The sequence below is a fragment of the Sphingomonas chlorellae genome, from assembly GCF_056485145.1.
Map to the genome: position 1 here is coordinate 77,891 of NZ_JBQXXM010000004.1, position 22,408 is coordinate 100,298.

The 22,408-nt window shown below is 68.7% G+C and carries 21 protein-coding genes and 1 tRNA gene; 12 read left to right on the plus strand and 10 right to left on the minus strand.

The window, feature by feature from the left end:
• Position 1: 1 nt before the first annotated feature.
• Positions 2–2,065, minus strand: coding sequence for a S9 family peptidase (locus ACT3CF_RS11765; RefSeq protein WP_478422981.1), 2,064 nt, complete (start codon positions 2,063–2,065; stop codon positions 2–4).
• Between the two features lie 121 nt (positions 2,066–2,186).
• Between ACT3CF_RS11765 and ACT3CF_RS11770 the strand changes: the two genes are divergently transcribed.
• Positions 2,187–2,504: a hypothetical protein gene (locus ACT3CF_RS11770; RefSeq protein WP_478422983.1), complete on the plus strand. Its 318-nt coding sequence runs from the start codon at positions 2,187–2,189 to the stop codon at positions 2,502–2,504.
• A gap of 17 nt (positions 2,505–2,521) precedes the next feature.
• Here the strand turns inward: ACT3CF_RS11770 and ACT3CF_RS11775 are convergent, their stop codons facing one another.
• A complete protein-coding gene (locus ACT3CF_RS11775) occupies positions 2,522–4,816 on the minus strand; it encodes a putative bifunctional diguanylate cyclase/phosphodiesterase (protein WP_478422985.1) in 2,295 nt (764 codons plus the stop codon).
• Between the two features lie 201 nt (positions 4,817–5,017).
• On the opposite strand from ACT3CF_RS11775, the gene ACT3CF_RS11780 reads away from it, so the two are divergent.
• Together ACT3CF_RS11780 and ACT3CF_RS11785 are read left to right on the plus strand one after the other, a co-directional pair.
• Positions 5,018–6,811, plus strand: coding sequence for an aminopeptidase P family protein (locus ACT3CF_RS11780; protein ID WP_478422987.1), 1,794 nt, complete (start codon positions 5,018–5,020; stop codon positions 6,809–6,811).
• 48 nt (positions 6,812–6,859) lie between these two features.
• Entirely contained in the window at positions 6,860–7,255 is a 396-nt protein-coding gene (locus ACT3CF_RS11785) for a cupin domain-containing protein (protein ID WP_478422988.1), read from the plus strand.
• Here ACT3CF_RS11785 and ACT3CF_RS11790 read toward each other — a convergent pair.
• Positions 7,218–7,463 carry a hypothetical protein gene (locus ACT3CF_RS11790; RefSeq protein WP_478422989.1) on the minus strand — a complete coding sequence of 82 codons (246 nt, stop codon included), beginning with the start codon at positions 7,461–7,463 and terminating at the stop codon, positions 7,218–7,220. The genes ACT3CF_RS11785 and ACT3CF_RS11790 overlap by 38 nt on opposite strands.
• Before the next feature lie 35 nt (positions 7,464–7,498).
• On the opposite strand from ACT3CF_RS11790, the gene ACT3CF_RS11795 reads away from it, so the two are divergent.
• A tRNA-Thr gene (locus ACT3CF_RS11795) sits at positions 7,499–7,573 on the plus strand.
• Positions 7,574–7,676: 103 nt separating this feature from the next.
• Here the strand turns inward: ACT3CF_RS11795 and ACT3CF_RS11800 are convergent.
• From ACT3CF_RS11800 to ACT3CF_RS11810, 3 genes are read right to left on the minus strand one after another with little or no spacing between them, the layout of a single operon-like run.
• Positions 7,677–9,131, minus strand: coding sequence for an efflux transporter outer membrane subunit (locus tag ACT3CF_RS11800; RefSeq protein WP_478422990.1), 1,455 nt, complete (start codon positions 9,129–9,131; stop codon positions 7,677–7,679).
• A gap of 8 nt (positions 9,132–9,139) precedes the next feature.
• Positions 9,140–10,705 carry a DHA2 family efflux MFS transporter permease subunit gene (locus ACT3CF_RS11805; RefSeq protein WP_478422991.1) on the minus strand — a complete coding sequence of 522 codons (1,566 nt, stop codon included), beginning with the start codon at positions 10,703–10,705 and terminating at the stop codon, positions 9,140–9,142.
• The gene (locus ACT3CF_RS11810) at positions 10,702–11,805 is read right to left on the minus strand and encodes an HlyD family secretion protein (RefSeq protein WP_478422992.1); all 1,104 of its coding nucleotides are present in this window, start codon (positions 11,803–11,805) and stop codon (positions 10,702–10,704) included. Before ACT3CF_RS11810 ends, ACT3CF_RS11805 begins: the two co-directional genes overlap by 4 nt.
• A 167-nt stretch (positions 11,806–11,972) precedes the next feature.
• Between ACT3CF_RS11810 and ACT3CF_RS11815 the strand changes: the two genes are divergently transcribed.
• From ACT3CF_RS11815 to ACT3CF_RS11850, 8 genes are all read left to right on the plus strand, one after another.
• The gene (locus ACT3CF_RS11815; RefSeq protein WP_478422994.1) at positions 11,973–12,410 is read left to right on the plus strand and encodes a MarR family winged helix-turn-helix transcriptional regulator; all 438 of its coding nucleotides are present in this window, start codon (positions 11,973–11,975) and stop codon (positions 12,408–12,410) included.
• 386 nt (positions 12,411–12,796) lie between these two features.
• A complete protein-coding gene (locus ACT3CF_RS11820) occupies positions 12,797–13,909 on the plus strand; it encodes an S-(hydroxymethyl)glutathione dehydrogenase/class III alcohol dehydrogenase (protein ID WP_478422996.1) in 1,113 nt (370 codons plus the stop codon).
• 14 nt (positions 13,910–13,923) lie between these two features.
• Positions 13,924–14,307, plus strand: a complete 384-nt coding sequence (locus ACT3CF_RS11825; RefSeq protein WP_478422998.1) for a VOC family protein — start codon at positions 13,924–13,926, stop codon at positions 14,305–14,307.
• A 15-nt stretch (positions 14,308–14,322) separates the two neighbouring features.
• Positions 14,323–15,177 (plus strand): formyltetrahydrofolate deformylase, encoded by an 855-nt coding sequence (gene purU, locus ACT3CF_RS11830; protein WP_478422999.1) that lies wholly within the window; start codon positions 14,323–14,325, stop codon positions 15,175–15,177.
• Positions 15,174–16,016: an S-formylglutathione hydrolase gene (fghA, locus tag ACT3CF_RS11835; protein ID WP_478423001.1), complete on the plus strand. Its 843-nt coding sequence runs from the start codon at positions 15,174–15,176 to the stop codon at positions 16,014–16,016. The genes purU and fghA overlap by 4 nt, the downstream gene beginning before the upstream one ends.
• Positions 16,013–17,239 (plus strand): NAD(P)/FAD-dependent oxidoreductase, encoded by a 1,227-nt coding sequence (locus ACT3CF_RS11840; RefSeq protein ID WP_478423003.1) that lies wholly within the window; start codon positions 16,013–16,015, stop codon positions 17,237–17,239. The genes fghA and ACT3CF_RS11840 overlap by 4 nt, the downstream gene beginning before the upstream one ends.
• A 38-nt stretch (positions 17,240–17,277) precedes the next feature.
• Complete coding sequence (locus ACT3CF_RS11845; protein WP_478423005.1) at positions 17,278–18,201, plus strand: TraB/GumN family protein; 924 nt, start codon at positions 17,278–17,280, stop codon at positions 18,199–18,201.
• A gap of 82 nt (positions 18,202–18,283) precedes the next feature.
• Positions 18,284–18,799 carry a DUF1440 domain-containing protein gene (locus ACT3CF_RS11850; protein ID WP_478423007.1) on the plus strand — a complete coding sequence of 172 codons (516 nt, stop codon included), beginning with the start codon at positions 18,284–18,286 and terminating at the stop codon, positions 18,797–18,799.
• A gap of 33 nt (positions 18,800–18,832) precedes the next feature.
• Here the strand turns inward: ACT3CF_RS11850 and ACT3CF_RS11855 are convergent, their stop codons facing one another.
• From ACT3CF_RS11855 to ACT3CF_RS11870, 4 genes are all read right to left on the minus strand, one after another.
• A complete protein-coding gene (locus ACT3CF_RS11855; protein WP_478423008.1) occupies positions 18,833–19,597 on the minus strand; it encodes a 3'-5' exonuclease in 765 nt (254 codons plus the stop codon).
• Positions 19,598–19,686: 89 nt separating this feature from the next.
• Positions 19,687–21,069: a phosphoglucomutase/phosphomannomutase PgmG gene (gene pgmG, locus ACT3CF_RS11860; RefSeq protein WP_478423009.1), complete on the minus strand. Its 1,383-nt coding sequence runs from the start codon at positions 21,067–21,069 to the stop codon at positions 19,687–19,689.
• 166 nt (positions 21,070–21,235) lie between these two features.
• Complete coding sequence (locus ACT3CF_RS11865) at positions 21,236–21,553, minus strand: DnaJ domain-containing protein (protein ID WP_478423011.1); 318 nt, start codon at positions 21,551–21,553, stop codon at positions 21,236–21,238.
• Entirely contained in the window at positions 21,553–22,344 is a 792-nt protein-coding gene (locus ACT3CF_RS11870) for a division plane positioning ATPase MipZ (protein ID WP_478423481.1), read from the minus strand. Before ACT3CF_RS11870 ends, ACT3CF_RS11865 begins: the two co-directional genes overlap by 1 nt.
• Positions 22,345–22,408: the final 64 nt, after the last annotated feature.

The window sequence follows — 22,408 nt, forward strand, 5'->3', positions numbered from 1 at the left end:
CTTACCCCTCCACCCCCAACTGCCAAAGCACGAACGCCATCTCGTCGGCGTACTCCCGCAGACTCTCCCACCGCCCGGACTTGCCGCCATGGCCGGCGCCCATATTGGTCTTGAGCAGCAGGATGTTGTCGTCGGTCTTGGTCGCGCGCAGGCGGGCGGCCCATTTGGCGGGCTCCCAATAGGTCACGCGCGGGTCGTTGAGGCCGCCCGAGATCAGCATCGGCGGATAGGCCTGGGGCCGCACATTGTCGTACGGGCTGTAGCTGCGGATCAGCTCGAACGCCGCCTTGTCCTCGATCGGGTTGCCCCATTCGGGCCACTCGCCGGGGGTGAGCGGCAGGCTCTCGTCGAGCATGGTGTTGAGCACGTCGACGAACGGCACGTCGGCGATCACCGCGCCCCACAGCTCGGGGTCCGAATTGACCACCGCGCCCATCAGCTCGCCGCCCGCCGATCGGCCGGCGATGGCGATCTGGCCCGGCGCGGTATAGCCGAGGGCGATCAGCCCCTTCGCCACGTCGACGAAATCGTGGAAGGTGTTGGTGCGCTTCTCCAGCTTGCCCTCGTGATACCAGTGCTGGCCGAGATCGTCGCCGCCGCGGATATGGGCGATGGCGAAGGCCATGCCGCGATCGAGGAACGACATGCGGCTGGTCGAGAAGCCCGGCGGGATGGCGTGGCCATAGGCGCCGTAGGCATAGAGATAGAGCTTGCCGGTGCCGTCGCGCGGGAAGTCCTTGGGGTAGACGATCGAGACGGGGACGGCGGTGCCGTCGCGCGCGGTGATGGTCAGGCGCTCGGTGCGGTACTTGCTGCCGTCATAGCCGCTGGGGATTTCCTGGACCTTCAGCGTCTCCAGCGCGCCCGTTGCAACATCGTAATCCTGGACGGTGCCGGGGGTGACCATCGATTCATAGCCGAGCCGGAGCTTGGTGACGGCGTACTCCGGGTTGTCGCCCAGGCCCGCGACATAGCTCGCCTCGGGGAACTTGAGGCGCGTGGGGGGCACGCTGGCGTCGTAGCGGTGCAGTTCGATCTGATCGAGCCCGTCCTCGCGGCCTTCGACGATGAAGAAATCGGCGAAGCAGGTGACGCCGGTCATGTAGAAATGGCGCGAGGGGGCGATGCGCTCGGTCCATTCGGACGGCGCGGTGATCGGCGCGGTGACGAGGCGCCAGTTGGTGTCGGTATCGTTGGTGTGGATGAACAGCGTGCCGTCATGCTCGTCCACGTCATATTCGCGGCCGGGCTTGCGCGGGGCGACGCAGATCGGCGTGGCGGCGGGATTGTCGGCGGGGAGCAGCCAGACCTCGCTGGTCGTGTGGTCGCCGGTGGCGATGGTCAGCCATTTGCGCGACTGGGTCTCGCCGACGGCGACGCGGTAGCCTTCGTCCTTCTCGCGGAACAGCTCCACGTCGTTCTCGACCGGCTCGCCCAGCTTGTGCCAGCGGGCATTGTCGGTGCGCCAGTTCTCGTTGGCGAGGCCGTAGAGGAAGCCCTTCGAATCCGCCGTCCACACGATCTCGGAGAGCATGCCCGAGATGGTGTCGGGGAGGAGTTCGCCGGTGGTGAGGTCCTTGACGCGGACTTCGAACCGCTCCGAGCCGTTGTCGTCATAGGCATAGGCGAGCCAGCGGCCGTCGGGGCTCACGGAGATCTCGCCGAGGCGGAAATATTCCTTGCCGGCGGCGAGCGCGGTCTCGTCGAGGATCAGCACGTCGTCGCCGCCCGCGACCGGCTTGCGCCACCAGCGGGCATATTCGGCGCCGACCTCGTGATCGGTCCAGTAGAGCCAGTCGCCGTCCTTCTGGGGAACGCTGGCCTCGTCTTCCTTGATCCGCCCGCGCATCTCCTGGAACAGCGTTTCGGACAGCGGCTTGAGCGGGGCCATGACGGCGTCGAAATAGGCGTTCTCGGCCTCGAGATAGGCGAGCACGTCCTTGTCGGTGACGTCGGGGTAGCCGGGGTCGCGCAGCCACGCCCAGGGATCCTCGATCGTGATGCCGTGGCGGGTGAAGCTGTGCGGGCGGGTGGCAGCGACGGGCGGCTTGGGAAGATCGGTCATGCCGCTATCCATAACGCCGCTGCGGCGGCTGTCGATAACCGGCGCGGTCGTTGCGCTGTGTTCAGCCGCGAGGGGATAAGGCGACGCCGAGCGGGTTCGAAGCCGAACAGGGAGATTGGCGATGCACAAGCTGGTAAGCCTGATGAGCGCGGTGGCGCTGGTGCTGCCGGTGGCGGCGCCGGTCGCCGCCGATGCGGCGCCGCGCGGGCAGCGTTACGAACGCCATGCCGGACATCACGGCCATGGCCGCCGCCATTACCGCGTATGCCGCAAATCGCGCGGCACCACCGGACTGATCGCGGGCGGCGTGGTGGGCGTGCTGGCGGGGCCGGCGATCCTGGGCCATGGGCTGATCGGCGCGGTGGCGGGCGGCGCCGGCGGCGCGCTGGGCGGCCGCGCGATCGACCGGACGCTGACGGCGCCCAAGCGCTGCCGCTGACGCCGCGGGCGCGCGGCTCAGGCGGCGTCGCGGCGGGTCGCGCCGCGCAGGAACCAGACGAGATCGGTTTCGGGGAGCGCCTGGCAGAAGAGATAGCCCTGAAGCTCGTCGCAGCCCGCGCCGGCGAGGAAGCGCCACTGCGCCTTGGTTTCGACGCCCTCCGCCGTCACGCGAAGCCCCATGGCGTGGCCGAGCGTCACCACGGCGGTGACGATCGCGGCGGCATCGTCGGTCTCGTCGAGATTTTCGGTGAAGCTGCGGTCGATCTTGATCTTGTCGACCTCGAACTGCTGAAGATGGCTGAGGCTGGAATAGCCGGTGCCGAAATCGTCGAGCGCGACGCGGAAGCCGAGCGCGCGCAGTTCGGCGAGGCGGACCGAGGCGATCTCGGCATCCTCGATGAGCAGATTTTCGGTGATCTCGAACTCGATCTGCGCGGGGCGGCAGCCATGGCGCGCGACGATCGCCGCGACGCGCGGGGCGAAATCGGCGTTGCGCATCTGCACCGGCGAGACGTTGACGGCGACGAACAGCTCGGGCCAGCGCGAGGCAAAGCCGCACGCCTGCTCGATCACCCAGTCGCCCAGCTCGCCGATCAGCCCGGCATCCTCGGCGATGCCGATGAAATGATCGGGGCCGAGCAGCCCGCGCACCGGATGCTCCCAGCGCACCAGCGCCTCGACGCCGACCGCGCGGCGGCCGGTGGTATCCATTTCGGGCTGGAAATGGACGCGGAGCTGGCGGCCGTCGGCGAGTGCCGAACGCAGCTCGTCCTCGGTCGCGCTGCGCAGCTTGACGTCGTCGTCCATCTCGGGCTCGAAATAGCGGCGGCAGTTCCGCCCCTCGCTCTTGGCGCGATAGAGCGCGAGATCGGCCTTGCGCAGCACCTCGGTCCGTTCGGTGCCCGTGTCGGGGATGATCGCGACCCCGATGCTGACGCCGACAAAGACACGGTTGCCCAGCAGGTCGAACGGATCGGTGACGGCCGCGCAGATGCGATCGCACACGGCGTCGACCTGATCGGTGGTGCCGACATCGTCGAGCAGCAGCACGAACTCGTCGCCGCCGAGCCGGGCAACGGTGTCATTCGCGCGCGCGATCAGGCACAGCCGATGCGCGACCTCGCGGATCAGCGCGTCGCCCGCGGGATGGCCATAGGTGTCGTTGACCTGCTTGAACCGATCGAGGTCGAGCGCGAGGATGGCGAAGCGCCGGCCGCGCCGCGCCCGCGCCAGCGCGCGGTCGAGGCGGTTTTCGAACAGCGCGCGGTTGGGAAGGCCGGTGAGCGCGTCGTGAAGCGCCATGTGATGCGCCTGCGCCTCGCTGGCCTGAAGCTGAAGCATCGCGTCGGCGAGCTGGCGCCCCGACCGCCAGAGCGAGAGCGCAAGCCAGGCGAGCCCGGTCACCATCGTCGCGAGCAGGCCGAGCGCGCCGGTGATGAGCACCGGATTGATCTCTCGCGCGGCCGAATGCGGCGTCCAGATGAAATAGCCGAGCCGGTGCCCGCCGCCATTGTCGAGCGGCACCGCCTTTTCGTCCCGGGCGAGACGCGGCAGCACCGAGAAGCGCAGCCCGTCGATCGCATCCTGGCGCGCAATGCGGCCGAGATAGGCCTGATCGAGATACTGGACGGTGAGCAGGATGAAGGGGCGCGCCGGCCCGCCGCGCCGGCCGGGCTCGCCGACCGGCATCGCGCTGGCCGCGGCCGGACGCCCGCCGAGCAGCACGACGTCGCTTTCGTGCGCCGACAGCGCGTTGCCCGACGAATCGGCCTCGCCCCCCACGACGACCGGGGAACGCCGCGAATGGGCGTTGCCGGGGCCGGGCAAGCGCCCGCGGATGCCGTCGATCAGCGGCTGAAGCTGGGGCATCATCTGGAGGATCCAGCGCGGGTCGCGCTGCTTGCCCTCGATCGAGGCATAGACGGGACGATCGTCGCCGTTGAGGATCAGCGTCGCGTCATGCCCGAACATCGCGCGCATCCGGCGGCCGACATTGGCGTGCAGCCAGTGCTGATCGGGCGTGCTGCCGTGGAGCACCGCATCGAGCAGCGTCCATTGCGCGACCGACTGCTGCTGATAGGCGAGTTCGTCGATCGCGTTGTTGAGCGCGCGCCGCGTCGCCTCGACCTGGTGCTGCGCCGAAATGCGGTTGAACTGGTCGGCGGTCCAGAGCAGCCCGAACCAGCCGACACCGAGCGTGAGTGCGATCAGCGCGATGATGGGCAGGACGATCTGGCGGACATAGCGCATGCCGAAGCCGCGAAGCGGATCGGCCGCGAGCCGCCTGGTGATCTCCCCCTGCCTGGGCATATGTCCCAGCCCTTTCCTATTCCCACCGAGGCGCGTCGGCCCACACCGTTCCGGTTCATGTCACATCCGTACCATTATAGGCGGTCGCGCGGCGGCGGTGGCACCGGCAGGCGCACGAAGATTGAGCCCGGCGCGCAATGGGTCCAAGAAGCCGCCAGCCGCGCGCGCCGCGCATCCCGAATCGCAACAGACGGACCCTGCATGTCTTCCCACGCCGATCGCCTCCACCAACTCCGCCAGCAGCTTGCCGCGCAGGGGCTCGACGGTTTCGTCGTGCCGCTGACCGACGAGCATATGAGCGAATATGTCGGCGCCTATGCCCAGCGGCTTGCCTGGCTGACCGGATTCCAGGGGTCCGCAGGCAGCGCGGTGGTGCTGGCCGATCGCGCCGCGATCTTCGTCGACGGCCGTTACACGATCCAGGTGCGCCAGCAGGTCGACGGCACGCATTGGGACTATGTGGGCGTGCCCGCGACGAGCATCGCCGACTGGCTGGCGGCGCACGCCCCGGCGGGCGGGCGGATCGGTTACGATCCGTGGCTCCACACGCGCGGCTGGGTCGCCGATACGCGCGCGGCGCTGGCCGACAAGGGCGCGACGCTGATCGCCGTCGAGGCGAACCCGGTCGACGCGATCTGGCACGACCGCCCCGCCCCCTCGCCCGCCGCCCTGCAACCCTATGACGAGGCGCTGGCGGGCCGCAGCGCATCGGCCAAGCGCGCCGAGATCGGCGAATGGCTGCAGGCGCGCGGCGCCGACACGCTGGTGCTGTCGGCACTCGATTCGATCGCCTGGGCGTTCAACCTGCGCGGCAGCGACGTCGCGCACACGCCGGTCGCGCTCGCCTATGCGCTCGTCCATGGCGACGGCACTGCCGACCTGTTCGTCGCGCCCGAAAAAGTGACCGACGCGGTACGCCAGCAACTGGGCAACGCCGTGCGCATCCAGAACCGCGACGCCTTCGCCCCCGCGCTGGGGCAGTTGCAGGGCCGCCGCGTCGCCGCCGATCCCGAACGCGCGGTCGCGGCGATCTTTGACGCGCTGGAGGCCGGCGGCGCGCGCGTGCTGGCGGTGCGCGACCCGGTGGTGCTCGCCAAGGCGATCAAGAACCCCGCCGAGGTTGCCGGGCACAAGGCGGCGCAGGCGCGCGACGGCGCCGCACTGGTGCGCTTCCTGCGCTGGTTCGAGACCGAGGCGCCCAAGGGCGAACTGACCGAAATGCGGGCCGCGGATGAACTGCGCCGGTTCCGCGAGGCGACGGGCAAGCTGATCGACCTGAGCTTCGACACGATTTCGGCGACCGGCCCCAACGCCGCCATCCCGCATTACAAGGTGACCGAGGAATCGAGCCTGCCGATCGCGCCGGGCCAGCTCTATCTAGTCGATTCGGGCGGCCAATATGCCGACGGCACCACCGACGTGACGCGGGTGATGCCCGTGGGCACGCCGAGCGCCGAGATGAAGGACCGCTTCACCCGCGTGCTGAAGGGGCATATCGGCATCGCCACCGCGATCTTTCCCGAAGGCACGACGGGCGCGCAGATCGACGCCTTTGCCCGTGCGCCCTTGTGGGAAATCGGGTGCGATTACGGCCATGGCACCGGGCACGGCGTCGGCGCCTATCTGTCGGTGCACGAAGGGCCGCAGCGCATCGCCCAGCCCTTTTACCCCGGCGGGCAGGCGCTGGAGCCGCTGCGCGCGGGCATGTTCCTGTCGAACGAGCCGGGTTATTACAAGGCCGGCGAATATGGCATCCGGATCGAGAATCTGGTCCATGCGGTCGATGCCGGAATCGCGGGCGCCGAGCAGCCGATGCTGCGGTTCGAGACGCTGACCTTTGCCCCGATCGAACGCACGCTGATCGACCGCGAGCTGCTGACCCCGCGCGAGCGCGCGTGGCTCGACGCCTATCATGCCGAGGTGCTGGCGCTGATCGGGCCGCAGCTCGACGCCGAGACGCAGGCATGGCTGGCCGACAAGTGCCGGCCGATCTGAACCGCGGCACGGCCGCCTGAGGAGCCCGCCCGACCAGGGAGCACGACCATGGCCTCGCTGACCGAATATCCCGTCCATCTGGGGCAAGGCGCGCGCGCCGAGCCCCAGCCGCGGTTCACCGGCATGGAATGGTATGCCGATTATGTCCGGCGCACCGCCACCGACGGGCCGGAGGGGCGGCTGGTGAGCCTGCACCGCTTCGACACGCCATGGGACAGCTGGGAAATGCACCCGCTGGGCGACGAGCTGGTGGTATGCACCGCCGGGCGGATCACGCTGATCCAGGCGGGCGAGGACGGCGGCGAGACGCGCCAGACGCTCGCGGCGGGCGATTATGCGATCAATCCGCCCGGATGCTGGCACACCGCCGACATCGCCCCCGGCGAGTCGGCAAGCGTGCTGTTCGTCACGGCCGGTCTGGGGACGCAGCACCGTCCGCGGTGACGGCGGCGGCGGGATCATCGGCCGCGTCGTCGGCGGCGGTTTCCGCCGCGGCGCGCGCCTGGGCCTTGCGCCGGCGCAGATTGGCGCGCAGCGCCTCGGCCAGGCGGGCCTTCTTGTCAGGCTTGTCGGCGTGGTTTTCACGATCGTTCATCGGAAAATCGATAAACACGCAAACTGTGCCTTGACAATCGGGGTCGCCCAAGGACATAGGCGCGCCTCCACCCGGCAACCGCCGGTTCTAGTGCTGCCGTAGCTCAGTGGTAGAGCGCATCCTTGGTAAGGCTGAGGTCGTGAGTTCAATCCTCACCGGCAGCACCATTTCCTCCTTTCCCATCGCCGACCAACGCCCCTGCGACCGATGCGCAGGGCGGCCAGCGCCGTTCGCGGCGCGCACCCGCCGGTTCGGGACGACGACGCCGGATCAGCGTCCGCCGTCGTCCCAGCCGAGCCCCAGTGCCTTGTGGACCGCCACGAAATCGGCGGTGAGCATCGCGGTCGCCTGGGCCAGATTCTGGTCGGCGGCGAGCCGCTGGCGTTCGGCGTCGAGCGCGTCGATCAGCGTGGCGGTGCCGGCGCGATAGCGCTGCTGCATCAGCGCCGAGGCGCGGTCCGCCGACGCCTTGACCCGTGCGAGCGCCGCGACATTGTCGCGCTGCGCCGCGAAGCGGGCGAGCGAATCCTCGGCATCCTTGAGCGCGTTGAGCACCGCGCGGCGATATTGCGCCTCGGCCTCGTCGCGCGCGCCCTGCGCCTGCTCGACCCGGGCGCCGCCGCGGCCGAAATCGGCGAAATTCCATTGCAGCTGCGGCGCGGCGAGCGCGACGACCTTGTCGATGTCGACCAGATCGGCGGGCGAAGTGCCGCCCAGGCCGAGCAGCCCCATGAAGCTGAGCCGCGGGAACCGCGCGGCCTCGGCAACGCCGATCTTGGCAGTCTGCGCCGCGAGGCTGCGCTCGGCGGCGCGCACGTCGGGGCGGCGGCGCAGCAGTGATTCGGGATCGCCGACGGCAACGGTCGCGGGCGGCAGCGGGATCGGCGCGGGCGCGCGCAGCTCGCCATCGAGCGCACCGGGCTGGACGCCGGTGAGCACCGCGAGCGCGTTCATGAACGCCGCGATTTCGGCGTCGATCGGGACGAGTTGCGCCTCGGTCGCGCGGACCTGCCCCTGGAGCCGCTCGACATCGAGCGCCGAGGCGGCGCCGCGCGACTGGCGCTGGCGAACGAGCTCGAGCATCTGGCGCTGCATCTCGGCCGCGCGCTGGGCGAGCGCGCGGCGCTGTTGCCGGTCGCGCAGATTGACATAGGCCTGGGCGACGTCGGCGGTGAGCTGGACCTGGGCATCGGCGAGATTGGCCTCGGCCGCCTCGACCGCGGCGCGCGCCGCCTCGGTGCTGCGACGACGACCGCCGAACAGGTCGATCTCCCAGCTCGCATCGAGCGCGGCGTTGTAGAAGTCGAGCGAGGTGCGGTCGGCGCTGGCGCCCGTTTCGCCCGACGGCCGTTGCTGAAGGCTGATGCCGGGGGCTTCGGCATGGGCATAGGCGCCCATCGCCGAAAGGCTGGGCGCGGCATTGGCGCGTTCGAGCCGGAGCGAGCCGCGCGCCTGGCGCACGCGCGCCTGGGCAAGCGCGAGGTTGGGGCTGGCCGCGAGCGCGCGCGTTTCGAGCGAATCTAGCGTCGCGTCGCCGAGCACGCTCCACCAGCGCGCCGCGATGGGTGCCGCCGGCTGTACCGCGGCGCCACCGCGCGCGAACGGTCCCGCGACCGCGCCGCCGGCGAGCGGCTTGGGCGGCCCCTGATAATCGGGGCCCATGGTGCACCCGGCGACGAGCAGCAGCGTGAGCGCGAGCGGCGGAAGGACGGCGAGATGGCGCATCATGAGCCTCAATGCATCATAACCGGCGCGCCCTTGGGCAACGGGCGCAGGAAGAGGACGAGCGGCATCACGATGAAGATGCCGACGGCGAGGAACCAGAACATGTCGTTGTAGGTCATCACCAGCGCCTGTTGCTGGATCGTCGAGCCGATCATCCGCAGCGCGGCATCGTGCCCGCCGAACTGGCGCGCGAGGCCGTTGACATAGTCCTGAACGGCGACCCCGTTGGCGGAGAGCGTCTCTTCGAGCCGGCGCTGGTGGAACCAGCTGCGCTGGTCCTGCACCGTGGCGAGCAGCGCCAGCCCGACCGAGCCGCCGATGTTGCGCGCGGCGTTGAACAGCCCCGAGGCGTCGCCGGCATAGCGCGCGGGCACCGAACGGATCGCCGCCTGGTTGAGGAACAGCATCACGAACACCGTACCGACGCCGCGCAACAGCTGTGAATCGATGAACGCGGTGCCGACCGAGAACGGGGTGAGCACGGTGTCGATCCAGCAGCTTGTCGCCATCACGCCCAGGCCGAAAGCGACGGCGATGCGGATGTCGACCGTGCGCATGAGCAGCGGCGTGAGCGGCATAAGCAACAGGCTGGGAATGCCCGAGATCATCACGATCTGCCCCGCCTGAAGCGAGTTGTAGCCGGCGATGAACGCCAGGAACTGCGGGATGACATAGGAGGTGCCGTAGAGCACCATGCCGAGCACGATCGCCATCAGCGCGACGCTGCCGAACTGGCGGTCGAGGAGCAGCGCGAGGCGGATCACCGGCTTGCGCGCGAGGAACTGGCCGGCGATCAGCAGCACGAAGCCGAACGCAGTCATCACCGACAGGCGGATGATGAGTTCGGACTGGAACCATTGTTCGCGCTGGCCCTCCTCGAGCACGACGGTGAGGCCGCCGAGGCCGAGCGCCATGCCGATGATGCCGAGCCAGTCGGCGTCACGAAGCTCGCCGAGATGCGGGCGCTGGTGCGGCAGCCCGAGCAGCAGGAGCAGGATCAGCAGCCCGCTGACCGGCACGTTGATGAAGAAGGCATAGTGCCAGCTGATATTCTCGGTCAGCCAGCCGCCGATCAGCGGGCCGAGCACCGGCCCCAGGATCGCGGTGACGCCGAACATCGAGGTGCCGATCGGCTGCTGACTAGGGGGAAGCCGCGTCGCGATGATCGTCATCGCGGTGGGGATCAGCGCGCCGCCGGTAAAGCCCTGCCCCACGCGCCCGATGATCATCATCGTGAGCGAGGTCGACAGGCCGCACATCACCGAGAAGAGCGTGAACAGCACCGCGGCGGCGAGCAGGAAGGTCCGCAACCCGAACACGCGTTCGAGCCACGCGCTGAGCGGGATGATGATGATCTCGGCGACGAGATAGGAGGTGGCGATCCACGTCCCCTCGGTCCCGCTGGCGCCGATCTCGCCCTGGATCGTCGGCAGCGACGAATTGACGATCGAGATGTCGAGCGTCGCCATCAGCGCGCCGAGGCTGCCCGCCGCCACCGCCAGCCAGGCGGTGAGATCGGCGCGTTCGGGGTTTCGCGCAGGCGCGGCGGCGGCGGCCGGCGCGGCGCTGCTCACTGCCGCCCCCGGGCGCGCGCCTTTTCCTCGCGTTCGATCTGTTCGCGCGCACCGCGCGCCGACAGGGTGTCGACGGTGACTTCGACCGACATGCCCGGGAGCAGCAGCTGGCGCGTCTGCGGCCCGGCGTCGATCGCGATGCGCACGGGAATGCGCTGGACGATCTTGGTGAAGTTGCCGGTCGCGTTCTGCGGCGGAAGCAGCGAGAATTGCGCGCCCGTGCCCGGCGAGAAGCTTTCGACGCGGCCGTGAAGCTTGACGCCGTCGAGCGCGTCGACCTTGATCGTCACGGGCTGGCCGACGCGCATCAGCGCGACCTGCGTTTCCTTGAAATTGGCCTCGATATAGAGGTTGTGCGTCGGCACGACCGACATCAGCCGCAAACCGGGCTGGACATACTGGCCGACCTCGACGCTCTTGTTGCCGATCCGCCCGTCGCTCGCGGCGACGATGCGCGTCGAGCCGAGATTGACGTTGGCGGCGGCGAGCTGGGCCTGCGCCGCCTGGGCTTGGGCCTGCGACTGGCCGATCTGGGCGTTGAGCGTGCCGACGCGACGCTGCGCCGCCGCGAGTGCGGCGCGCGCGCTGGCAAGCTGAGCCGCCGCCTGGCGTTCCTGATCGCGCAGCTGGGCGAGGCGCTCGCCCGATTCGGCACCGCTCGCGGCGAGCGGCGCGTAACGCGTCACTTCGCTGTGCGCGAAGGCGACGCGGCTCTCGGCAGCGGCGACATCGGCGCGGGCGCGGTCGATCGCGGCCATCTGTTCCTGGATCTGCGCGCGGATGCCCTCGGCCCCCGCCTGGGCAACGCCGATCTGCGCCGTCGCCTGCGCCGCCTGGGCGCGATAGTCGCGCGGGTCGATCTCCACGAGCGGCTGGCCCGCGCGCACCGTCTGGTTCTCGCCGACCAGCACGCGGGTGACATAGCCCGCGACCTTGGACGAGACGACGATCGCGTCGCTCTGGATATAGGCGTCGTTGGTCGTCTGCTGATATTTGCCGTGGCGCTCGTAATCGAGAAACCACAGTCCGCCCCCGACCAGCAGGATCACAGCCACGACGAGCAGGATGATGCGCATCCGCGCCTTTTTGCGCGGCGGCATCGCGGGGGCGGCATCTTCTTCGGGGGTCGGGGCGTTATCGGGGTTGTTATCCGGGTCGACGCGGTCGGACATCGTATCGGCTATCCCAGCAGCAGGCGAAGGAACGAGCGCTATGCTCGCACTTGCAGCATAACGCAATACCATGTAATGAGGTTCCTCATAATCTCATGAACAAAATCGACCAGCTCGCCACCGACTTCGCCAAGCTTTATCTGCGCACGCATCGGTTGCTCGACCGGCGCATGGCGGCGCAGGGGGCCTCGCTCGCGCGCACCAAATTGCTGATCCGGTTGTCGGACCACGACACGCTGCGCGCGACCGATCTGGCCGAATGGTTCCAGCTGGCGCCGCGGACGGTGACCGAAGCGCTCGACGGACTGGAACGCGACGGGCTGGTCGTCCGCACCCCCGACCCGCGCGACCGCCGGGTGAAGCGCGTCTCGATCACCGAGGAAGGAAGACGCGCCGTCGCCGCATCCGAACCGATGCGATCGGGGCTGGTGACGCGGATCTTCGGGACGCTGGACCCCGACGAGATCGCGGAGCTGGAAAAGCTGGTCGTCAAGCTGACCGACGCGGTCACGCGCGCCGAGGCCGAGGACTGACGCTGCGGCCAGCGGGAAAATACGGATAGCGCCGCGCGTTCAAGACGCTTGCGGCGGCGCGAATCTGTGTTAGCCTCCCCATCGACCCAGCCGGCGCAAAAGACCGGCGGGCATTTAGGAGAGGTGCCATGCAACGCTTCGAGCCAGCATTGTGCCAGTGCAGCGCCGGATTGCTATGCTGCGCAAGCGGCACCGGCCTTTCGATCGCGCTGATCGCGTTCCTCGTATTGCGTTGAGATCACCCATCCGGCTGGCGAAGGGCAAGCCCCCCGCCCTTCGCCAGCCCTGATTCCCGCCGCCCGTCCGCTTTGCCGTCTTGCATCGGCCGCGCGCTTCCCCGATCAGGCCAGCGAACCACGCATTCGCGCCCCGTTTCAGGAGGAAGCATGAAGACCCGCGCCGCCGTCGCCTTCGAGGCGAAGAAGCCGCTGGAGATCGTCGAACTCGATCTGGAAGGCCCCAAGCCCGGCGAAGTCCTCGTCGAGATCATGGCCACCGGCATCTGCCACACCGATGCCTACACGCTCGACGGTTTCGATTCGGAAGGCATTTTCCCGAGCGTGCTCGGCCATGAAGGCGCGGGCATCGTGCGCGAGGTGGGCGCGGGCGTGACCAGCGTGAAGCCCGGCGACCACGTGATCCCGCTCTACACCCCCGAATGCCGCCAGTGTAAGTCGTGCCTCAGCGGCAAGACCAACCTGTGCACCGCGATCCGCGCAACGCAGGGCAAGGGGCTGATGCCCGACGGCACCACGCGCTTCAGCTACAAGGGCCAGCCGATCTATCATTACATGGGCTGTTCGACCTTCTCGAACTTCACCGTGCTGCCCGAGATCGCGGTGGCGAAGATCCGGGAGGACGCGCCGTTCCAGACCAGCTGCTATATCGGCTGCGGCGTCACCACCGGCGTCGGCGCGGTGGTCAACACCGCCAAGGTGCAGGTGGGCGAGACCGTGGTGGTGTTCGGCCTGGGCGGCATCGGCCTCAACGTGATCCAGGGCGCACGGCTCGCCGGGGCTTCGAAGATCATCGGCATCGACGTCAACCCGGACCGCGAGGCATGGGGCCGCAAGTTCGGCATGACCCATTTCCTCAACACCAAGGGCATGTCGCGCGAACAGATCGTCGCCAAGGTGGTCGAGCTGACCGACGGCGGCGCTGACTACAGCTTCGATGCGACCGGCAATACCGAGGTGATGCGCACCGCGCTCGAATGCTGCCATCGCGGCTGGGGCGAATCGATCATCATCGGCGTGGCCGAGGCGGGCAAGGAGATCAGCACCCGCCCGTTCCAGCTGGTCACCGGCCGCGTCTGGAAGGGGACCGCGTTCGGCGGCGCCAAGGGCCGGACCGACGTGCCGAAGATCGTCGACTGGTACATGAACGGCAAGATCGCGATCGACCCGATGATCACCCACGTCCTGACGCTGGAAGAAATCAACAAGGGCTTCGACCTGATGCATGCGGGCGAGAGCATCCGCAGCGTCGTGCTTTACTGAGGGGAGGAAAGACCATGTTCAGCCATGTGATGCTGGGCGCCAACGATATCGCGGCGTCCAAGACCTTCTATGACGCGGCGCTGGGCGCGCTGGGGATCGCGCCGGGCCGCATCGATCCCAAGGGGCGTGCCATCTATGTGCACGATGGCGGCGTGTTCATGCTGACCAAGCCGATCGACGGCGAGCCTGCCTGCCACGCCAATGGCGGGACGCTGGGCTTCGCGGCGGCGAACACCGATGCGGTCGACGCCTGGCATGCCGCAGGCGCGGCGCATGGCGGCACGCCCTGCGAGAACCCGCCGGGCTGGCGCGAAGGGACGTTCGGCAAGCTCTATCTCGCCTATCTGCGCGATCCCGCCGGCAACAAGCTCTGCGCGATGTACCGCGCGGCGGCCTGAACCGGCCGCCACACGATGTCGAACTGGATCCTGACGCTGACCTGCGCCGACCGGGTCGGCATCGTGGCGGGCGTGAGCGGCTTTCTGGCCGAGCGCGACGGATTCATCCTCGACAGCCAGCAATATGCCGATCTGGAGACGGGGCGCTTCTTTCTGCGCATCGTCTTCCAGCGGGGCGGGCCGCGCTTTCCCGAGGACGAGGCGCTGCGTGCGGCCTTCGCGCCGGTCGCGCAGGCACTGGCGCTCGACTGGTCGCTGACCCCGCAGGCCGCGCGGCCGCGGATGGTGGTGGCGGTGTCGAAGGGATCACACTGCCTTGCCGACCTGCTCCACCGGCGCGCGAGCGATGCGCTGGCGGCCGAGATCATCGCAGTCGTGTCCAACCATGACGCATTGCGCGCGCTGGCCGAATGGCACGGCGTGCCGTTCCATCACCTGCCGGTCGACGACGCCAACCGGCCCGAACAGGAGGCGGCGATCCTGGCACTGATGGCCGAAAGCCGCGCCGACTATCTGGTGCTCGCCCGCTATATGCAGGTGCTGTCGCCCACGCTCACCAAGGCGTTGGCAGGACGCTGCATCAATATCCATCACAGCTTCCTGCCCGGCTTCAAGGGCGCCCGCCCCTATCACCGCGCGCATGCCCGGGGCGTGAAGCTGATCGGCGCGACCGCCCATTTCGTCACCGGCGATCTCGACGAAGGACCGATCATCGAGCAGGCGGTCGAACGCGTCGATCATCGCGCCAGCGTCGACGACCTGATCCGTATCGGCCGCGATATCGAGGCGCAGGTGCTCGCCCGCGCGGTGCATGCCGTGGGCGAGCATCGCGTATTCCTGAACCAGAGCAAGACGGTGGTTTTCCAATGACGATCGAAACGCTTTCGACCAACCGCGCCTTTGGCGGCGTTCAGGGTGTCTACCGCCACGCCTCGACGGCAACGGGCACGCCAATGACCTTTTCGGTCTATGTCCCGCCGCATGACGAGGGCGCGCGACTGCCCGTGCTGTGGTATCTTTCGGGGCTGACCTGCACGCATGCCAACGTCACCGAAAAGGGTGAGTATCGCCGTGCGTGCGTCGAACATGGCGTGATCCTGATCGCCCCCGACACGTCACCGCGCGGCGACGGCGTCCCCGACGACGATGCCTATGATTTCGGACAGGGCGCGGGCTTCTATGTCGACGCGACCGAGGCGCCGTGGCGCACCCATTTCCAGATGGCGCGCTATATCGAGCAGGAGCTGCCCGCGCTGATCGCCGCACACTTCCCGATGGCCGACCTGTCGCGGCAGGGAATCACCGGCCATTCGATGGGCGGACACGGCGCGCTGACGATCGCGCTGCGTAACCCCGGGCGGTTCCGCAGCGTCTCGGCCTTTGCCCCGATCGTCGCGCCCGCACTGGTGCCGTGGGGCGAGAAGGCGCTGACCGGCTATCTGGGCGACGACCGTGCCGCCTGGCGCCGATACGATGCCTGCGCGCTGATCGCCGACGGCGCGCGGCTGGACGAAATCCTGGTCGATGTCGGCGATGCCGACGGATTCCTCGCCGAGCAGCTTCGCCCCGAACTGCTCGAAGCCGCCTGCGCCGCCGCGCGGATCAAGCTGACGCTGCGGCGGCAGCCGGGTTATGACCACAGCTATTATTTTGTCTCCACCTTCCTCGCCGAGCATGTCGGCTGGCACGCAGCGCGGATGCAGGCATGACCGAGACGGACGTCCTCATCGTCGGCGCGGGCCATGCCGGTGCGCAGGCTGCCATCGCACTGCGCCAGAACGGCTTTGCGGGCAGCATCCTGGTGGCCGGCGACGAGCCCGAGCTGCCCTATGAGCGGCCGCCGCTGTCGAAGGAGTATCTGGCGGGGGACAAGCCGTTCGAACGGTTGCTGATCCGCCAGCCGGCATTCTGGGACGAGCGGAAGATCGGCTTCCGTCCCGGCTGCACGATCGTCGCGGTCGACGCAGCGGCACGCACGGTGACGACCGCGAGCGGCGAGCAGATCGGCTATGGCAACCTGATATGGGCGACCGGAGGCAAGCCCCGGATGCTCGGCTGCGACGGCGCGACGCTGACAGGGGTCCATTCGGTCCGCACGCGCGCCGATGTCGACCGAATGATCGCCGAGCTGCCCGAGGTCGAGCGCGTCGTCGTCATCGGCGGCGGCTATATCGGGCTGGAGGCCGCGGCGGTGCTGCGCAAGCTGGGACGCACCGTCACGGTGGTCGAGGCGCAGGATCGCGTGCTGGCACGCGTCGCGGGTACGCCGCTGTCACGCTTTTTCGAGGACGAGCATCGCGCGCATGGCGTCGACCTGCGGCTCAACGCGGCGGTCGCGTGCATCGAAGGCACGACGCACGCGACCGGCGTGCGGCTGACCGACGGCAGCGTGTTGCCCGCCGAGATGGTGATCGTGGGCATCGGGATCATCCCGGCAGTCGCGCCGCTGCTCGCCGCCGGGGCCGAGGGCGGCAACGGCGTGCGCGTCGATGCGCAGTGCCGCACCAGCCTGCCGCACGTCTTTGCCGTCGGCGACTGCGCGCTTCACGCCAACGCCTATGCCGACGGCGCCGAGATCCGGCTCGAATCGGTGCAGAACGCCAACGATCAGGCGACCGTCGCCGCGCGCACGATCGCCGGGGCGGCCGCCCATTATGACGCGGTACCGTGGTTCTGGTCGAACCAATATGACCTGAAGCTGCAGACGGTGGGACTGTCCGCCGGGCACGACGCGGTCGTCGTGCGCGGTGATCCCGCGACGCGCAGCTTTTCGGTTATCTATCTGCGCGAGGGGCGGGTGATCGCGCTCGACTGCGTCAACGCGACGCGCGACTATGTACAGGGACGCAAGCTGGTGGTCGAGCGGCTGGCGATCGACCCCGCCCGGCTGGCGGACACAGGCACCCCGCTGAAGGAACTCGCCGGCCAGTGACCCGCGGCCGCCGGCGCCGCATTGGAGAGGAACAGGCGTTGATCGACAGGATTTTCGGCACGGCGGCAGCGCTGGCACTCGCGTTCCAGCCGGCGGCCGGCTGGGCACAGGCCGCCCCTGCCGCCCCCCAGCCGCAGGCGGCTGCCGCGCGCGTTGCCGCACATCCCGCGCTGTGGGTGGTAAAGGACGATGACACCACCATCTATCTGTTCGGCACGGTGCATGTGCTGAAGCCGAGCCTGAGCTGGTTCGACGGCGCGGTGAAGAAGGCGTTCGAACGCAGCGACACGCTGGTGCTCGAGATGGTCGAACCCGATGCGGCGACGATGCAGCAGAGCGTCGCGAGCCGCGGCCTCGACCTCGGCGGCACGCCCTTGTCGCAGAAGCTCCCCGAGGCCAAGCGCGGCGCCTATGCCGCGACGCTGGGCGCGCTGGGCATCCCGCCCGCAGGGCTGGACGTGTTCCGCCCCTGGATGGCGGCGGTGACGCTGAGCGTCGCGGGACTGCCCAAGCTCGGCTATGACCCGAACAGCGGCGCCGAGAAGGTGCTCGCCGCCGCCGCCAAGGCAAGCGGCAAGCCCGTCGAGGGGCTGGAAACGTTCGACCAGCAGCTCGGCTACCTCGCCGACATGGCCGAGCCGTTGCAGATCAAATATCTGGTATCGGTGATCGACGATTACCCGAAGATGGGCAGCGAACTCGACAAGATGGTCGCGCGCTGGGCGGCGGGCGACCCCGAGGGGCTGGCGAAAGTGATGAACGAATCGCTCGACGAGACGCCCGAACTCGCCAAGGTGCTGTTGACCGACCGCAATGCGCGCTGGACCGACTGGATCGTCCATCGGCTCGACCAGCCGGGCACGGTGTTCGTCGCGGTGGGCGCAGCGCATCTGGCGGGGCAGGACAGCGTGGTGTCGATGCTGGCCAAGCGCCGCCATCCGGCGGTACGCGTCGCCAACTGAACGAACCGCCGGATGCCCGGCGCGTTGGGCGTGCGCCGTCGAACGGCAGGCTGCCGACGGCCAAACGGAAGGGAGCGCACAGATGGCGGAAACGAAATCGGTTGGAGCCAAACCGGCGAAGGCGCCCCGGCCGCTCGTCGGTCTGGCGGCAGGAATTGCCGCCGGTCTCGTCGCCTCGGCGGCGATGGCGGCGTTCCAGCACCAGGCGGAGAAGCTGGTTCCCGAGGCGGGCAAGGACGACGCCGAGCCGGCGACCGTGAAGGCCGCCGATCTCGTGCATACCGCCGCAACCGGGCTCCCCGTCCCCGCCGGACACCGCGCCGCGGCAGGCCAGGGCGTGCATTATCTGGTCGGGGGCGTGCTGGGCGGAATCTATGGCGTGTTGACCGAATACCGCCCGGAAGCGCGATCGGGGTTCGGCACCGCCTATGGGATCGCAACCGCCGCGCTGCTCGACGAAGGCGCCGTCCCCGCAGCGGGCCTTGCCCCCGCGCCCGACGCCGCGCCGGTGGCGAGCCACGCCTATGGCGCGGCATCGCACCTTGTCTATGGACTGGTGCTGGAGGGTGTGCGGATGCTGCTGGCGGGCCGCCGCTGAACCGCGGCACGCCACGGCTTCACCCCATCCTCGTCAGAACAGCAGATCCTGCGTCGCGCCGCCGCGACCGACCAGCCCGCCCCCCGAACGACGGGCATATTCCTGCTCGGCGGTGTAGCGGATGTCGGGATCGCGATCGGACAGGAAGCCGATCAGCGAATCCTCGCCGATCTCGCTCCATTCCTTGCCCCGGTCGGGGCCGTAGCGGACGCGCGGTAGCAAGCCGGGCAGGCGCGACCATTCGACCAGCTGTGCCAGGCTGACCTCGTTGAGCATGTCGCGCAGGTGAAAGGCGGTGACATAGGCGTCGGGAAAGGCGCGATGCGCGGGCAGGCCGCGTTCGTGCTCGAGCCCGTCGGGCCGGCGCCAATAGCGCAGCATCTGGTTCGAAAAGCCGGGCGAGCCGGGCCAGAGCCGCATCGCGCACTTCCAGGTGCAGATCCAGTCGGCGCCGCGCGTCAGCGCAGGGGTGCAGAATTGCTGTTCGAAATCGGCGCGATGCGCGGCCAGCGCGACGCGGCGCGGCCAGGGATCGAGGATCGCGCGCGCGACGTCGTGCCAATAGGGCGCGTCAGCCACATCCTCGTCGCGGATATGGTGGACCGCCATGGTAAGCGGCGGAATCGGCCGGCCCGGATTGACGAGACGGCTGCCGCCCTCGCCCTCGATCTCCCAGCGCCCGTCGGGGCCGAGGACGATGTCCTGCCAGCCGATCTCGCACACCGCATGGGTGGGCGGTTTATCGCCCGTGGTTTCGAGATCAATGACGCGGATCAGAGTGGGAGGTGGCGATGCCATGGCCCCGAAATGGGAGCTTCGCGCCCGGATTGCCAGTCAAAAGCGCGGCGGCGCCGTGCCCCGGGCGGGACACGGCGCCACGGCCGCGCTCAATGCGCCGCCTGCGGTCCGCGCTGAAGCCCGCTGGCGGCGAGTTGCGCGTCAATCTGCGCCATCAGCCGATCGAGCCCCTCGTGCGTCTTGGCCTCCGCACGCGCGACGAGCACGTCCTGCGTGTTCGACGCGCGCAGCAGCCACCAGCCGTCGGGCGTGTTGACCCGGGCGCCGTCGGTGCGGTTGACGTCGGCACCCTCGGCCTCGAGCCGTTCGAGGATTTCGTTCACGACCGCGAACTTGCGGCTTTCGTCGACCTGGAAGCGCATTTCAGGCGTGTTGACCATTTCGGGCATCGCCTCGCGAATCTCGGTGAGCGAGCGACCGATGACATGCACCGCCTGGATGAGCCGGACGGCTGCATATTGGGCGTCGTCGAAGCCGTAATAATCCTGAGCAAAGAAGATGTGGCCGCTCATCTCGCCCGCGAGCGGCGCGTGCGTTTCCTTCATCTTGGTCTTGATGAGACTGTGGCCGGTCTTCCACATCAGCGGCGTGCCGCCGAGTTCGGCAATGCGGTCATAGAGCGCCTGGCTGGCCTTGACGTCGCCGATGATCGTCGCGCCGGGCTCGACGCGCAGCACCGGCTCGGCAAGGATCGCGAGCAGCTGATCGCCCCAGATCACGCGGCCCTTGCCGTCGATCGCACCCAGCCGGTCGCCGTCGCCGTCGAAGGCCACGCCGAAGTCGAGGTTCTTTTCCGCGACCAGCCGGCGCAGATGTTCGAGATTCTTTTCCTCGGTCGGATCGGGATGGTGGTTGGGGAAATGCCCGTCGACATCGGTGAACAGCGTGAAATGCTCGCCCGGAAGCTGCTGGACCAGCCGCTCGATCACCGGACCCGCCGCGCCGTTGCCCGCGTCCCAGCCGATCCGATAGGCGCCGCCCGCATAGCCGGCGACGAGCCGCGAGACGTAAAGGTCCATCACGTCGGCGTCGGTGACGCTGCCCTCGCCGTCCTCCCAGTCGCCCGCCTCGGCCATCCGCCCGAGCGCCTGAATGTCCTCGCCGAAAAAAGGTCGGTGCTGAAGCACCATCTTGAAGCCGTTATAGTGGCCGGGATTGTGGCTGCCCGTGATCTGGATGCCGCCGTCGACCTCGAGCGTCGCTTCGGCATAATAGAGCATCGGCGTCGGCCCCATGCCGATGCGGACGACGTCAACGCCGGAAGCGACCAGTCCGTCGACCAGCGCCGCCTCGAGTTCGGGCGACGACAGGCGACCGTCGCGCCCCACCGCGATCCGCGTGCCGCCGGCACGACGCAGCACGGTGCCGAAGCTGCGCCCGATCGCGCGCGCGTCGTCGGGGCCCAGCGTCTGCCCCACGATCCCGCGAATGTCATATTCACGCAGCGAAGTGGGGTCGAACCGATGCGTCATGATGCCTCCCGAAACGATTGCGCGCGTCTAATCCCCGACGCGCGGATAAAGTTCAATTGCACAGGCGGAACGGTGCGATTGTGCGTGGCAGCAACACGCCGACTGCAAAACTGCCCCCGAAGCCGGTCCGCCGGACGATCCGATCATGCTGCCGCTGCGAAACGGATCATCCCAGCCGGGCAAGCAGCGTGTCGCGCGCGGCATTGATCTGACGGGTAAGCTCGGTCGATCCCCCACGATCTGGATGCACCGCCGCGATCAGCCGGCGATGCGCGGCGCGGATCGCGTCGGCATCGGCATCCGGCCCGACACCGAGCACCGCACGCGCGGCGGCCGCCGAATCGTCGAGCCGCGCGGACGGCGACGGGTCGGAGCGCCGCCCCTCCCCCGGCGCGATCGGCCGCCCTGCCCGGTACCGGCTGGGGCCGAGCCACAGCCGATAGCCGAGATAGGCGACGACGAGCGCCAGGACGAGCTTGAGCATCAGAGCAGCTGCGGCGCCGCTTCGGGCAGCGCCAGCCCCGCCATCATCTCGCGCAGTTCCTGGCGCGCGGCCACATGGCTGAGCCCCATTTCGCCGAATTCACGCGAGTCGAGCATCGTCAGCCCCTGGGGAAACAGTTCGCGATAGATCACGCGTTCGGACAGACCCGAGATCACGCGGAAGCCGACGCGCTTGGAAAGCTGGTCGATCGCGTCGGAGACACGGCGCATGTTGCGTGCCTCGATGTGCTGCATGCGGTTGCGGAGCACGACCCAGTCGATCGTCTCGCCATCGGCCTTAGCGCGGCGCTTGCGCGATTCCCAGATCATCTCGGAGTAGAAGCTGGGGCGCAGCACGCGGAAGCTTTCGGGATCGACCTGACCGATCAGGTCGAAATCGACGAAGCTGTCGTTCATCGGCGTGACGAGCGTGTCGGCGTTGGTGACCGAGATGCGGGCGAACTTGTCGTCGCGGCCGGGCGTGTCGATCACCATGAAGTCGACCTGATCGCCCAGGCGTTCGAGCGTCTCGGCGAAGAAGTCCATGCTCTCGCCGTCATGCGTCTCGTAGATCGGCATCGGCAGATTGCGGCCGGTGCGACGGATCGTCGCCAGCCGGTTGTCGAGATAGCGGCCTGTGGTACGCTGGCGGTGATCGAGGTCGAAACAGGCGACTCGAGCCCCTTTGGAGGCAAGCGCAATGGCGGTATGCACGGCGGTGGTCGATTTACCCGTCCCGCCCTTCTCGTTCGCGAAGACGATAACGTGGAGCCGCTTCGGTCCTTCGTTCAAAGCCACAAACATCCTTTATTGATCGAGCCGCCCTGGACCCATAGAAGGCCGGCCTTCCTATCCT